General features: G+C 43.8%; 10 protein-coding genes. 5 read left to right on the top strand and 5 right to left on the bottom strand.

Features of this window, described 5'->3' with window-relative positions:
• Positions 1-71 precede the first annotated feature (71 nt).
• Genes AC1D0K_RS23240 through AC1D0K_RS23230 form a run of 3 tightly spaced genes read right to left on the bottom strand, consistent with a single transcriptional unit; the run spans position 72 to position 5,860 of the window.
• Complete coding sequence (locus AC1D0K_RS23240; RefSeq protein ID WP_295714232.1) at positions 72-1,199, bottom strand: efflux RND transporter periplasmic adaptor subunit; 1,128 nt, start codon at positions 1,197-1,199, stop codon at positions 72-74.
• Positions 1,186-4,440 carry an efflux RND transporter permease subunit gene (locus AC1D0K_RS23235; RefSeq protein WP_477392197.1) on the bottom strand — a complete coding sequence of 1,085 codons (3,255 nt, stop codon included), beginning with the start codon at positions 4,438-4,440 and terminating at the stop codon, positions 1,186-1,188. The genes AC1D0K_RS23240 and AC1D0K_RS23235 overlap by 14 nt, the downstream gene beginning before the upstream one ends.
• Before the next feature lie 19 nt (positions 4,441-4,459).
• A complete protein-coding gene (locus tag AC1D0K_RS23230) occupies positions 4,460-5,860 on the bottom strand; it encodes a TolC family protein (protein WP_477442143.1) in 1,401 nt (466 codons plus the stop codon).
• 91 nt (positions 5,861-5,951) lie between these two features.
• On the opposite strand from AC1D0K_RS23230, the gene AC1D0K_RS23225 reads away from it, so the two are divergent.
• Positions 5,952-6,896, top strand: coding sequence for a LysR family transcriptional regulator (locus tag AC1D0K_RS23225; protein ID WP_477392195.1), 945 nt, complete (start codon positions 5,952-5,954; stop codon positions 6,894-6,896).
• A 503-nt stretch (positions 6,897-7,399) separates the two neighbouring features.
• Here the strand turns inward: AC1D0K_RS23225 and AC1D0K_RS23220 are convergent.
• Positions 7,400-7,840 (bottom strand): cupin domain-containing protein, encoded by a 441-nt coding sequence (locus AC1D0K_RS23220; RefSeq protein WP_477392470.1) that lies wholly within the window; start codon positions 7,838-7,840, stop codon positions 7,400-7,402.
• 87 nt (positions 7,841-7,927) lie between these two features.
• Positions 7,928-8,437, bottom strand: coding sequence for a hypothetical protein (locus AC1D0K_RS23215; protein ID WP_477392472.1), 510 nt, complete (start codon positions 8,435-8,437; stop codon positions 7,928-7,930).
• A 184-nt stretch (positions 8,438-8,621) separates the two neighbouring features.
• Between AC1D0K_RS23215 and AC1D0K_RS23210 the strand changes: the two genes are divergently transcribed.
• From AC1D0K_RS23210 to AC1D0K_RS23195, 4 genes are all read left to right on the top strand, one after another.
• A complete protein-coding gene (locus AC1D0K_RS23210; RefSeq protein WP_477392474.1) occupies positions 8,622-11,876 on the top strand; it encodes a VIT domain-containing protein in 3,255 nt (1,084 codons plus the stop codon).
• A gap of 80 nt (positions 11,877-11,956) precedes the next feature.
• Positions 11,957-12,094 carry a hypothetical protein gene (locus AC1D0K_RS23205; protein WP_477392476.1) on the top strand — a complete coding sequence of 46 codons (138 nt, stop codon included), beginning with the start codon at positions 11,957-11,959 and terminating at the stop codon, positions 12,092-12,094.
• A 758-nt stretch (positions 12,095-12,852) separates the two neighbouring features.
• Positions 12,853-14,094 (top strand): dipeptidase, encoded by a 1,242-nt coding sequence (locus AC1D0K_RS23200; protein WP_477392478.1) that lies wholly within the window; start codon positions 12,853-12,855, stop codon positions 14,092-14,094.
• A gap of 130 nt (positions 14,095-14,224) precedes the next feature.
• Complete coding sequence (locus AC1D0K_RS23195) at positions 14,225-15,532, top strand: metallophosphoesterase family protein (protein WP_477443557.1); 1,308 nt, start codon at positions 14,225-14,227, stop codon at positions 15,530-15,532.
• Positions 15,533-15,548: the final 16 nt, after the last annotated feature.

Genomic DNA, 15,548 nt, shown 5'->3' with positions numbered 1-15,548 from the left:
TATAAGACGCAGCTGCTCATAAAACGTTGCAGGCTATATCATTTTCCCTTTTCTTCACCAGTCCATCAACACTATTTATCTTTTACCGTTGATCCGTCCCTGATCTCGTCGCTGGCTACTTTTACCAGTTTTTCATCCGGACTAAGGTTGCCGTAGATCTCTATCATATCGCCAGAGGTAAATCCTTTTTTTACATCAACCCATTGCGCCTTGTGGTTTACCACCTTCACTACAAACACCTTTTCGGTAGAGGTTACTACAGCTGTTTTAGGTACCACAAAAGTACTATCGCCGGCTGGCAGGGGTACATTAACCTCGGCAAACATGTGTGGCAACAGTTTTTTATCTTTATTGTAAACGTCCATTTCCAAACGTTCAGCTCTTAGTTTTTCGTCAAGCGCGCCGGCCATACGTTTTACCTGGGCGGTAAATTTTTGGTTAGGCAACGCTTTTACTGTAAAGTTTACTTCACTTTTATTGCTTAAAAAGCCGGTAGAGTTTTCTGGGATAGATACTACTAAACGGAGTCTTTTTTGATCCTGTAAGGTAAACAATGGGTCAGATCCTTTACCTCCCGGGCCAACATAAGCACCCAGGTTTACATTGCGGCTGGTGATCACGCCATCAAAAGGCGCCCTGATTTCCAGGTAAGCCAAATTAGCCGAAACTTCTTTCAATGCTGATTTAGCCGATTCCACATTTGCCATATCGGCATTTTTCTTCGCTTCGGCCTGTTCCAGGTCGTTCAGTGAAATGGTACCGGGGGTTTTGCTGGTATTTACCAACCGGTCATAAGTGGCTTTACTGGCATAATAAACAGCCTCATATTGCTTGATGCGTGATTGTGCACCGGCTAACTGCGAGTTGATCTCCGGGGCTTCCAATACTACCAGCAATTGCCCGGCATGTACTTCTGAACCGATATCAACAAGCAATTTTTTTACGTAGCTGTTAACCTTTGCATACAGGTCAACCTGCTGGTAAGGAATCAGTTCGCCCGGAATGGCAATACTGTTGCTCAGCTTGCCTTTGGTTACAGGTACAAGATCAACCGTTGGTGTTTCAACCGCCTGTTCTTGTTGTTCCTCTTCGGAGGGCTGCTCTTTTTCTTTAGCGCCCGACTGGCATGAGCTCAAGGAGCTGATGGTTATGGCTAACCCTGCAAGGATTAGTAATGATGTATTTTTAAATTTGTTCATGATGATGCAAAGGGACATAAAATTTACTTTCTTTATCTTCAGGGTCTAACGAAACAGATTGGGTGGTGGCATTGCCCTGTACCCAGGCAAAAACCAAAGGTAGTATTAACAAAGCCGCAAACGTAGAGGCTACTAAACCGCCAATAACCGCGCGACCAAGTGGCGATGTCTGGTCTCCGCCTTCGCCTAAACCTGATGCCATCGGGATCATTCCCACAATCATGGCCAAGCTGGTCATTAATATTGGGCGTATACGTAAAGCAACTGCTTCGCGGGCTGATTTTAAGGCGTCGCCATTGTGCTTGCGTAACTCTTCGGCATTGGTTATCAGCAATACCGCGTTTGATATAGACACACCTACCGACATGATCATACCCATGTATGATTGTAGGTTGAGCGTAGCGCCTGTAATTTTAACCAATAACAACGATCCAAACAATACAGCCGGAACAGTTGATAATACAACTAACGACATTTTGAACGATTGGAAGTTGGCCGCCAGCATCAGGAAGATCACCAAAATGGCTACCATTAATCCCGATTGCAGGCTATCAAGCGTATCGGTTAAGGTTTGGCTCATGCCGCGCATCTCTACAGTTAAACCACGGGGTGGCTTACCTAATGAGTTAATTGCTTTTTGCACGTCGGTTGTGGCGGTACCCAAATCCTTGTTAAACAGGTTGGCTGTTACTGATAACGTAGGTATAGCGCCTATATTATCATTTTCGCCATTGGTTACACCGGTTTTAATATCGGCCACATCACTTAACACCGGGCGGGCCTGGTTGTTTAATACCGGGATCTCGCGCACATCATTCAGGCTCGACATTTGGTACTCCGGTATCTGTACCTGTACCTGGTAGCTTAAGCCTATCTTTTGATCAAGCCACACATTCTTCTCGGTAAACCTTGATGATGAAGTAGAGGCCACAAGTGAGCGGGAAATATCACTTAACCCAACACCCAACTGCGCCGCCCGTTGCCTGTCTATATTAATATCTATAGATGGGTAATTGAACGACTGGGCAATCTGCGCATCACGTAAATAATGGATGTCTTTTAATTTATCCAGTATTTTAAAGGCATACTCCTGGTTTTGTTTTTTGTTTTTGCCTGATAGGGCAATTTCAATAGGCGTTGGCGATCCCTGGCTTAATATTTTATCGGTAAGCTCAATAGGCTCAAAAGAAAGCTTGATGCCGGGTATTTCTTTGTGAATCGCGATCCTGAATCTTTCTTTCAGATTATCAAGGTTGGGTACTTTATAATCTTCTGTTAAGCTTATCTGCATTACAGCCTCCTGTGGCCCCGCCATAAACAAATAAATAGGGTTAGTTGAAAACGACGAAGGGTGCGAGCCTACAAAGGTAGAGGTTATGGCAATGTGGTTTTTACCCACCAGGTTGGCCAATATATGCTCGGCTTTAATTGCAATTACTTCTGTACGTTCTAAACGGGTACCATCCGGGGCGCGTAAACGTACCTGGAAAGTGCCGGAGTTAACCTTAGGCAATACATCGCGGCCAATAATGTTGAATAGGAAAAAGGCAAGTCCGAATGCTGTAATAACATATAGGGTTACCAGTAATTTGCGGTTAGGCAGCATCTTATCCATCAGGCGCATAAAGCTGTCTCTGAATTTATCAAAGCGGGTTGCTTTTTCGCCCGGATGTTCAAGGGCTATTTTCATAGCCTTTTCTTTCTGCTCCCATGGTTCGCCTTCATCCTCCAGTGCAAATCCATTCGGATGGCTGTGATCTTCATGCTTGTTCACCATGATCCAGTTGGCCATGATGGGCACAAAGGTTTGGGCCAAAAAGTATGATATGATCATGGAGAAACCAATAGCCAAAGCCAGCGGCAGGAATAATGCACCCGGTATACCTGTCATGGTGAAAGCTGGCGCAAATACCGCCAGGATACAGAACAGGATAAGTAATTTAGGGAACGCTATCTCTTTACAGGCATCCCATATAGCCAGTGCTTTGGGTTTGCCCATATCAAAGTGCTGGTGAATATTCTCGATGGTTACTGTTGATTCATCTACCAGGATACCAATAGCCAGCGAAAGACCGCTCAGCGTCATGATGTTGATGGTTTGATGAAACAAGGCCAGGAAGAATATGGCAGATATGATACAGGTTGGGATAGTTAATATTACAATTAACGCGCCGCGCTTATCGCCCAGGAACAATAATACCATTAAACCGGTAAGTACCGCACCTATAGCGCCTTCTTCGGCCAAACTTTTTACCGCGTTAATTACATATACCGATTGATCAAACACAAACGACAGCTTAACATCAGGAGGGAGCAAAGCCTGGAAACGCGGAAGCGCTTTTTTTAGATTTTGAACTACTTCCCAGGTAGATGCCGTTGCCGATTTGGTGATAGGCAGGTAAACCGAACGTTTGCCATTAATAAGCGCGTAACCGTTGGTAATGTCCGCGCCATCTTCAACGTTGGCTACATCACGCATAAATACGGTTTGGATGCCGTTTTTATACAGTGGGATATCACCAAAATCCTTAATCTCTTTAATGGTGGTGTTGGATGGGGTAAGGTAATTAATATCGCCTATGCGCACGTTACCGGCCGGGGTGTTCAGGTTGTTTTCGCGCAGGGCGGCCACAATCTGGTCGGGCGTTAAATTATGCGAGCGTAACAAACCGGGATCAACCTTGATCACTACAGACCGCTGGTTACCGCCAAATGGGGCAGGGGCAACCAAACCGGGTATAGATGTAAAGGACGACCGCACATATACCAGGGCATAATCAAGCAGCTCATTATTGCTCCGTTTGGGGCTGCTCAATACCAGCTGCCCAACAGGCAGGGTAGAAGCATCAAACCTTAAGATAAACGGTGGCTGCGACCCTGGCGGAAAGCTGGCCTGGGCCCGGTTGGTATAACTCGTGACCTCGGCCGCGGCCTGCGCCATGTTGGTTCCCTCGTAAAAAGTAACTTTTATTAATGTTAAACCCTGTATGTTTTTTGTTTCGATGCTTTTAACGCCCGAAACAAACAACAGCAGGTTAACATATTGCTTACCAAAGTAAGCCTCCATCTGGTTTGGGGTAAAACCGCCGTAAGGATGGGATACATAGATAACCGGCAGGTTAAGATCAGGAAAAATGTCGATCTTAATGGTACGTACCGCATTTATCCCGAAAAAAAACAACCCGGCTACTATAACCAATATGGTAATTGGTTTTTGAAGCGCCCCTTTTATCATTCCCATTATATATGTGTATCTGTTATTAAAAATTATTTATAAATAAGCCAAAGTCGCCGGTAGCAGCAGCTTTGTAAAGCAGCGCCTGCCATACATTGTTTGATGCTATGTACTTGTCAATTTCGGCGCGGTTAAGCGTATAAAGGGCCTGCGTAAAATCAACAATGTTTGATAGCCCGTTTTTATACAAGGCATACTTTTGGGTATAGGCATCGCTGGCGGCTCTAACTTCAACAGGTACTTCCTGGTAATTTTTAAGCGCGTTGCCGATGCGGGTTTCTGCTAATACCTGCTGGGCCTGCAATTGCTGGGCAACCAGGTCGTAGTCATTTCTGTATTGTGCCGAAGTGTATTTTTGTGATTGCACCTGGTAATGCGTTCTGAATATGGTGGTTAAATTCCAGGCCATAGCCACACCTACGAGGTAATTGTAACGGGTTGGGTTGGCCCCGGCGCCGTAGCTGCTGCTGAAACTTGACTGATCAGTGCCGTAATCAGAATTAAAGCCCGATCCCCTACCCTGGTAAACACCAAAAAGGCTAAAGGTTGGCAGTGCAAAGGTTTTTAAATATTTAACCTGCTCATCGCTCACCCCCAGGCGGTTCTGGAAATAACGCAATGACGGATGATCTGTAATAGCAACCGCGCTTTGCGCGGCCAGGTTTGCCGGTGCTTTGGTAATAAAAGCGCTATCGAGTACAAACTCCTGGGCGGGTATGCCCAGGTAGATAGACAGCTGGTTACTTTGTTCCTGCTCGGTTTGCTGGGTATTGGTTAACGCTATCTTCGCGTTGGATACCTCGGCGTTAGCTAAAGATGAATCAACGCCTGCGTTCAGTCCATTTTTTACTCGGGCAACAACAACCGTTTGCAGATCAATTGCCCGCTTAAGGTTATCCTGCTGTGCTTTTGCCAGTTGCTGAGCTGCCAATAAGTTAAGATAGGTGCTTGCTACACGTATTTGATGCTGAAATTGCTCCTGCGATAAATCGCTTTCTTCGCGGGTTACTACAGAGCGCTGTACTTTCACTTTCTCTTTGGCTTTACCAAAACTGAAAAAATCCCAGCTTACGTTGCTGAGGTAAAGTGAGCCGAAAGCCGAGTTCCAGTTCTGCTTAGGTAGTGCAGGGCCTGATGAGGCAACTGATAAACCATGGTAACCAAACAGCGGACCATTTTGTCCGTTTGCGGTTCCGTAGTCTTGTTGGGCCGAGATGCTTACATCTGGTAGATATTCTGTACGTGTTTCTTTTAAGTATGCCTTCGCAGCGTTTAGCTGGTTTGCCTTCGACTTAATGGTACCGTAATTAGCGAGTGCCATTTGTTCAGCGTCTTTAATATTGAGAACCTTTTGCTGAGCCTGAGCGTGTATGACATAAAAAACACCTAAAAACAGAAGTAGTTGTTTTGAAGGTATCTGTAACATTGTGGTGTAATTTGTACACCGCAAATGTAGATGTATAGCATATATTAGAAAAATGAATTAATTTTGTCATAATCATTAGAAAAACTAATATATGAATATTGCGCTACATCATTTTCGTTTGGTTGATACCATTTCGAAGGAGGGATCGCTCACCAAAGCGGCCGCAACTTTGCATCTTACACAGTCGGCATTGAGCCATCAATTGAAAGAATTGGAGCGCGAAATGGACATCGAAGTTTTTCATCGGCAGGGGAAAAAACTGCACCTTTCTGAGCACGGTTATCGCTTCCTGAGAAGTGCCGAAAAGATCCTCGCCGAGATCAATTCTTTGGAAGAAGATATCCAGAATTACAAGAACGGGAAGACCGGAAAACTGACCATCAGCATGCAATGTTACACCGCTTATCATTGGCTGCCCGGCATCATCAAATATTACAAAAACCGCTGGCCTGATATCAATATCCACATTTTATCGGATGCAACGCGCCGTCCGCTGGAGTATTTGATGCGCGGAGAATTAGATATTGGCATCGTGCGCACGCAGATGATCAACCCCAAAATAACTTACGAACACATCTTCGAAGATCACCTGGTAGCCATCATTTGTAAGGACCATCCGTTGGCAAAAAAGGACGTAATAAACGTGGCAGATTTTCAGGGTGAAGAGCTTATTTTGCCCCTCTATGATCCCTCTTACCAGGACACCCCGGTGATAGAATCATTGATCCAGGCGCAGCAGGTAAAGCCCAAAACTTTGCACCGGATCCATTACACCGACGCCACCATTGAGATGGTAAATGCCGGCCTTGGAATCAGCGTTATGGCCGACTGGATTGTGAAACCATACCTCAATGGTCGTAATATTGTTACAAAACCATTGCATCACAGCGTTGCAAAACGGGCGTGGTACGCCGCAACTATTAAGCAAACACCCGCCATTCAAAACTTTTTAGAGTGTTTGAAAATGCATTTTTCTATCAATGGCATGATAGGGAAAGATGAAAAAGCTTTTTCGCCAATGGCAGAAGTGGTGTAAAGCAACGGAAGGTTTTATCAACGTTTTTTTTTATTCCCTCCCAACGGGAGGGGTGCGGCTGAAATGCGCGTAATGGCAGGGAGGGGTTTCGCCGACATGCCATCTGCAGCGGTATTTAAATGCCTGATCTAACCCCTTCCTCCTCCTTCCCCGAGGAAGGAATCGCACATTGCCCCCTTTTTTTATCAACGTTTTTTTTAATTCCCTCCCAACGGGAGGGGTGCGGCTGAAATGCGCACAATGGCAGGGAGGGGTTTCGCCGACATGCCATTTGCAACGGTATTTGAATGCGTGATCTAACCCCTACCTCCTCCTTCCCCGAGGAAGGAATCGCACATTGCCGCTTTTTTTTATATCAACGTTTTTTTAATTCCCTCCCAACGGGAGGGATGCGGCTGTAATGCGCGCAATGGCAGGGAGGGGTTTCGCCGACATCCCATCTGAGGCACAGCAAGTCTTAAGTGGGCTATTGAGTATTGCCCCAGGTTTTACTATACAGATATTTATGCGTTCTTCACAGGCTCCAATCCGTGATGTTTCATAATGGCTAAAATCCTTGTAATGTCTGGCGGACCGCCGGCATTGATCACATCGGCAATTTCACGAAAATAGGCCGGGCCTATGGAAGCTGGTGATAATGCGCAAAGGACACGCGCGGTTTCGGTATGCGGGTTGCTAAAGCCATGCACGGTGCCCCGTTTTATAAACAATTTATCACCTGCCTTTAGTTTAAGGGTTTCTGTACCGTAAAGCTGGGTCAGGGTACCTTCCATAATGTAGAGGGTTTCATCCACTTCCACGTGAAAGTGCGGCGCTGGTATTTTGGCCTGTGGGGGAACCAACATTTCAAATAATACAAGTGTTCCATCGGTATCCTCACCGTCGACCAGGAAATTCAGTTGTAAACTACCTATAGTGATCTTTTCTTTAAATGAAGGAAACATAGTTTATCAGGTTTAACAGGCCAGGGACAGCCATGCACGTTTAAAATTAAAAAATTTCAGCGGCATCTAACAAACCGCTGGCTCACCTTATTTTTTCAATCCTGCCAGCTTCGCTATCTTTAAAAGATCGTTCAACATCATTACATAAAATGTTTTATCGCCGGTTGTTTTCTTTTGTATTATAAAACGCAGATCCCCCTTTGCAAAAAGCGTTTTTCCCGACTCGGGGCTTGTAGCTTCGCCTGGCGTAAATCCCATATCCTTAATTATTTTTAAAGCCTGCGTATAATCATCTTCGTTGTAGGTAATAATTCCCGACCCGGCCACGCTGCCTGTTATAACTGTTAATAAATAACTATTCTTCAACTTATACTTATACAAATCCATGGTATAAGTAGCTTGTGGTATGCTTTGCTTGCTCAACAAAGTGTAACCCTGATCTGTAAAATATTTGCCTGCTTCGTCGGCGGTGAGGTTGTTTAATCCGGATAGGCGGGTTATTAAATTAGTTTCATCAATCTTGTTTTGTGCATTTGCGCCGATTTTTAAAACAAGGCAAAAAAGCAAAATGAGGCCCACGTGTGTAATTATTTTCATTTGGGAATGCTTATAAAAGTGTTTAAGGTTTGTCGAGGTAATATAGCGAATATCCAAATAATTTAGTCTGCATAAATAAACTTTGCCTGGCATTTATTTAGCACGGGCGATTGCTGTAATTTTTTTTTGAAAATCATTTATGGAATGTTTTTAATCCCTGCATCCTACAGGAAATAAGCAGTCCATGAAAAAACTAAATTCATTCCTTTTATCGTTAATTATACTCTTCACGTTACAGGTATCAACCACCTTCGCCCAAACGCCGCAGCTTACTGTAGATGGTAAAAGCAATAATGGCGTGAAGCTGCAGCAGCTAAAAATTGATGTTGCTATTTACGGTAATATCAGCCGTACTACCTGGCAAATGACTTTCTTTAATTCTACTTCGCGTATTTTGGAAGGGACGCTCACTTTTCCGCTTAAGGATGGTGTAAGCATCAGTCGGTATGCTTTAGATATTAACGGCAAAATGCGCGAGGCCGTTCCGGTTGACAGGGGGAAGGGTACCGTAGTTTTTGAAGCTATTGAACGCCGGCGGGTTGATCCTGGTTTGCTTGAAAAAGTAGAGGGTAATACCTTTCGTACCCGCATCTATCCCATTAATCCGCACAGTACCCGTACGGTAATTATTGGTTACGAAGAAGAGATGACACTGGCAGATAATGGCAATCTTAAATTTACCTTACCGCTCAACGTAAAAGATACGGTAGATAAGTTTTCGCTGAATGCTGCCGTAATTCAAAGCATAACTGCCCCGGTTGCCGATAATTCCAATGATGATAACCTTCAGTTTGATAACCATCAAAATACCTACACGGCTTCTATAGAGAAAACTAATTACACTCCAAACCATCCCGTTTCATTTTTGATCCCCAAACCATCGGATGCAAACGAGGTGATGATACAGGCACAGGGTAATAAGTATTATTATTTCATCAATACTACCCTGCAATCGCAAAGCATAAATAAACCTGCTCCCCACCGTATAGGTTTATTGTGGGATGCATCCTTAAGTGGTGCCAATCGCGACAGCAAAAAAGAATTTGCGTTGCTGGATGCCTATTTCAGAAAGATAAACAATGCCGAAATTACCCTGGTAACCTTTAGTAATACCATTTTAAGTACAAAGGCATATACCATAAGCAATGGTGACTGGGCGGCACTTAAAAATCAACTGGAGCATACCACCTATGATGGGGCTACCAATTTAGGGAACATCAATTTAGCGCAATACCCCGCGGATGAGTTTTTACTAATGAGCGATGGGCATCAAACCTTTGGCGAAAAGACCATTAAATTAAGTAACAAACCTGTTTATTGTATCAATTCATCAGCAGCGGCCGATTATAGTAACCTGAAACTGATTGCCCTGAAAACCCATGGCGAACTGATTGACCTTACCGGGGACGATAATGCCAAATCGTTAAAAAGTTTAACTACGCAACCCCTGCATTTTTTAGGGATAAAGGCCGGGGCTTCGGTCGAAGAGAATTACCCTTCCTTACCGGTTGCAGTTAGCGGCACATTTTCAATAGCGGGGATTACCCGCAATCCTAACCAAAGCATTACTTTACAATATGGCTATGGCGATAAGGTAAGTTATGAAAAAGTGATTGCGCTTGACCTGGCAAAAAATACGGTTGATGATGTTAATGTGGCCAAACTATGGGCGCAAAAAAAGATAAGCGAACTGGATATTAACTATAACGCCAACCGGCAGGACATTGAATCATTGGGCAAACGTTTTGGTATAGTTACCCGTAACACCTCCCTCATTGTTTTAGAAACCGTGTACGATTACATCCAATATGATATTGAACCACCGGCCGAATTGCGCGAACAGTACGATGCCATTATGAAACAAAGGGCACCCAATAATGTGCAAGCCCGACAAAAAGACCTCAGCATGGCAGAAACCACACTCAAGGAATTAACCCAGTGGTGGAATGCCGATATCAAGCTTGCTGTTAAACCCAAACCTAAGAGCAAGCAAAGAGTTCATCAAAGTGCACCTGCCGTGGTTGCATCTTTACAAATAGCTGAACCGGTAGGAAACTCAGACGTAAGGCTGGTAGCCTCAGACGATGCAGTAGAATATAAGGCAAACGCGGCTTCGTCAAATTCTAGTCAGCTTAATGAAGTTGTTGTAGTGGGGTATGGAGCACAAAGAAAAACTGCGGTTACAGGGTCTGCGTCAACTGTACAACCGGGTTTTTTACAAGGACGGGCAGCGGGGCTTAGTGTTGGAAACTCAGGTGCTCCCGGCGCAAATGCAGAAGTACGTATCCGTGGGGCAGCAACAATGGGTAACACCCAACCATTATACCTTGTAGATGGGGTAGCAAGCAGCAGTCCACCAAATATAGATCCTAACTATATTTCATCGATAAATGTAGTAAAGAATGCCAATACAACTGCTATTTACGGAGCCAGGGCAAGTAATGGTGTCATTGTAGTAACTACAAAAAAGGGTAGAGCAGCCCATGCGGATTCTGTGATTAACCGTGCAGATAAAAATGGAGGGATTAATATAGCCTATAACCCTGCCGCCGCCGATTACTTAAAAACTATCCAAAAAACAGACAAAGCTGGCCAATACCAGAAATACCTGGAGTTAAGGCAAGCTTTTAGCGGAAACCCGGTTTACTATTTTGATGTGGCCGGCTATTTTATGAACGCCGGGAACAAGGAACTGGGCGAGCGCATATTAAGCAATTTGGCCGAGTTGGACCTGGGGAGCTATGAGCTTTATAAAATGCTGGGTTATAAATTGAAGCAACTGGGTGATGTGGAGGGTGAGCTATTCGCGTTTAAAAAAGTTATGGAATTACGCCCATTAGATCCGCAAAGTTACCGCGACTATGGGCTGGCCTTAGAAGATGCCGGCGAACATCAAAAAGCTTTAGATGTACTTTATGCCGCCATGAAAAGGACCTATACCCCCGAAGCAGAACGCCTTTACAATGGTATAGAGGAAGTATTTTTGCCAGAAATAAACAGAATTATTGCCTTAAATAAATCGGGCCTTAAGCTTTCTGCTGTTTCTAAAACGGTTATAAAATCATTACCGGCAGATATCCGCATTGTAATGGACTGGAACATGAACAACACCGATATTGACCTGTGGGTAACCGACCCTAATAACGAAAAATGTTATTACGGCCATAACCGCACCGAAATTGGCGGGCGCATCTCGCAGGATATGACCCAAGGTTTTGGTCCCGAGCAGTTCCTGTTGAAAAAGGCGATCAAAGGAACTTACAAAATTGAGATCAATTACTATGGCGACAGGCAGGCAACCATTGCCGGCCCTACAACTATCATGGCCGAGCTGTTTACCCATTATGGAACCCCACAGGAAAAAAAGGAACTCATTGTATTGCAAATGAAAAAAGACGCCAAAGGGGCGGTATATATTGGGGACCTGGATTTTAAATAAATGAGTTTTGCTTTTCGTGGGGCGCTTTTTTTCACCGCAAGTGTTCAGAAGATGACTATTCGTTAAAATAACGAATAGTCATGCTGAATTTATTTCAGCATCTTATCAGCAAGGTTGACGCTTTACAGGCCATCATGCCGATGCAGATCGGCATGATGGCCTTTTTTAATTTTTTAGAACACATCAATATTATGCTTTTAAATAAACCAGTGGCGTAGCCACGGCTATATTGTAACAACGGATTTTAATCCGTTGAAAAGAAGCAGCCTATAAAAAGAGCCATAGGTTCGGCCCCATATACCCGGTTAACTGTTATTTAGCATCCCCTAAATGAAAATGTCGGTATCCTCTTAAAGCAAGATACGCCGTGCCTACGGCACTCATTTTTCGTTTTGGTTTATGATCAACGGATTAAAATCCGTTGCTATAATATGTTCGAGCCTATGGCTCTATAAAAAAATGACAATTAGCCTGACCCTTCAAATCGAGTATTGACCTAATGAAAAGGACTGTCCACAAGGCAGGCGCTCAATCGCCCGGTAGTTATTCATAATGACAAATGAATGTTTTTAATATAAATATATATTATTGAATCTAAATAGCTGTTTATTTGATATTTACATTTGCAGTTTAGTCTTTTTGTATATAGCTTTAGTTAATAAATAAGCCAGGCCTCTACCATCTTAACAATTATTGCGTGAACCCATTTGAAATTAGATTATCCAACAAGATGATAATAACCAGGATATAAATATTGCTGTGCCATCCCTTGCCGTAGCACTGTGCCCCCTTACAGTCCCAATTAGCAGGCCGGAAAGTACAATATCGAAATATCCTGCGTGATGTGGCTAAGCTGAACTTGATTTAAAAAGGTATTAAATAGCTGTTTTAAGTACGATAAAATGGCAACTGTTAATTTTATTATAAAACAATTAACACGGATACTAATAACAACAAGCTTTAAACTTTGCATCCTATGGAACAACAAGTAATTGACATCCACTGTCATCCGGCTTTAAAAACCTGGCTGTTTCCCTCGCACCATGTTTATGACGAAGTGAATCCCACAAATTATGAGTTTAGTGAAAATTGTTTTGTAAACATTGATCAGATGCAGCGGGGCAATGTGGGTATAGCGGTATCTGTTTATTACCTGCCCGAAGCCGAGCTGGAATCAGATCAAATGCGAAACGTGCTGTTTACGTTGCTGCGCGGTTTATTGCGGATTGTATGCAGCAGGCTGCCACAAATTATAGAAGATAAATCAACTCCTACGGCTTCGTTTGAGCAAATGAAATCCTATATCAACATGTTTGCGGAGGATATTAATGTTGCTATCAGGAGCGGTAAAAATGTAGCCATTGCAACCAGCTATAGTGATATACTGAATAAAATAAATAATGGGACAACTCTTTTTCTGCATAGTATTGAGGGGGCACATTGTTTAGGTAATAACCCAATTGCCTATGTTACTGTTGAAAAAAACCTGGAATATTTTTTTAACATAGGCGTTTGCCAGATTACATTAGGGCATTTTTTTGAAAATATACTGGTATCCTCATCAGGTGGGGTACCGCCAAAGCTGGCCTTCGAGCTGGATTATGAACCCGATAAGTATAATACCTACCCGCTAGGGTATAACGGTGATTTAGCGATTGGTATTATTGACAAAATGCTGGAACTGGGGATTATTATTGACCTGGTGCATTGCCACCCTAAAGCCAAGCAAATGATTTACGACAGAAATAATTTACGGCTTGATAAAAAGCGGCCATTGGTATTTGCGCATACGGGGGTTAGGGAAGTAGCAAAAAAACATAATCCGGATATGCCCGATAATTATGCTGCATTTCTGCCCGATGCAAGCGATATCAGGGCCATAAAAGATTGCGGGGGTGTTTTGGGCGTAATTTTTATGGATTACTGGCTTACCGGCGATGACGATTTCAGGCCTGGTATACAAGCAGTAATTGAAACCATGGTATTTATACGCGATGTGCCCGATAGTAATGGCGTTAAAGGCACCTATGATCATATTGCTATTGGGTCCGATCTGGATGGATTCACCACCATTCCGAGTGACCTTGGCGGGGCAAGAATGATGAAGGACCTGGTAAATGCCATTAGTCGTATCCCCGGTATTAGCCGCGATGATATCGACAAAATTGGCTGGGCAAATTATATGAGGGTATTAAAGAACGGCTGGGGTAAAAAATAATTAATATAACCACAGGCCCTTAACGGCATATATAAAAATGGAACTGAACTAAGGAAATTGCGTAGCCGGTATTACTTCCTTTTACAACCTGGCTGTCCATATATAACGGTGATACGTAAAGCACATTAATATGAGAGATAAAAACGAACTTTTAGGGTTAAGCGGTACAACACCGCTGGCCAATAATTTGCGGTCTATCAAGGAAAGCGTTGTAAAGGCGCCGCCGGCATACAACATGGATGGACTTATAGCAGAAAATAAATGGGCGTGGATAAAAAAGAATGTTAGCAGCATTGGCAAAAACAAGTTTAAGCCCTATCCCTATTACCATGATCCCCAAAATAATAATGGCATCTTTAAAATTCAAAAGCCCTCTGCAGATCCAGTTACCGTTGCACTGCTGAGCGATTGGGCCGCAGATACCGCCGAAGCGCAGCTGATTGCACAGCAGGCGGGCATCCAGGATTATAGCATCCACCTGGGAGATACGTATTATGTAGGCAACGAAAAGGAGATTGCCGAAAATTTTAATACCGATGAGGGCGGTACCTGGCCTTATGGCACCCTGGGCAGTTTTGCTATGGTTGGTAATCATGAAATGTACTCAAACGGGCAAAGTTATTTTACCCAGTTGCTGCCCTATATGGGCACCTATGTAGAAAACCAGGATTTGCCGGTGCAGGTACAGCAAGCGAGTTTCTTTTGCCTTGAAAATGACCATTGGCGCATTATAGGGCTTGATACAGGTTATGATTCACTAACCGGGTTCCTGGGCCTTAGCCCAAATAAAAAGCTTGATCTTACTCCGGAACAGAAGGATTGGCTGCAGAATACTGTTAAACTTAACGAGGATAAAAGAGGGATCATCATCCTATCTCATCACCAGTGTTTTTCGGCATTTGAGGATGAATTTCCAAATCCGGCTAAATTTATTTCGTCCCTGATGTCGCCCGGCCGGGATATTCTGTGGTTGTGGGGGCATGAACACTGGTTTTCGGTATATGGCCCCAACAAGCTTGATAACGGATCAAACATTTTTGCCCGCTGTATAGGCAACGGTGGTATGCCGGTTGAACTCTTTAATCCAGATGGGGGCATCAAAAAACCACGGAATAACGTTCCAGCCAGTCACGAAAACCGAAACCTGGTTCTTTATGATCAGCGTAAGCGCCAGGTAGTTAAAGGCAATATCGCTTTGGGGCACAATGGTTATGTCATCCTAACCCTACAGGCCAACCAATTAACCATCGGCTATTTTGATGACAACGGGGGCAGTGGCGCCGGCCGAAAAGTACTTGACGAAACCTGGACAATAGATACCACCACCGGAATACTAAAAGGAACCAGCATTACAGATCATACCATCAACGGCAATCAACCGGCAGCATTGCAGTTGTCTCTTTTTGGCGCATGGCTAAAGGATGCCATTGGTGGTTGATAATGGAGGTTTGTGC

This window comes from Mucilaginibacter sp. P1_A3, assembly GCF_056406855.1.
The sequence above is the reverse complement of the archived record's forward strand: the minus strand, read 5'-3'. Positions and strand labels throughout refer to the sequence as shown.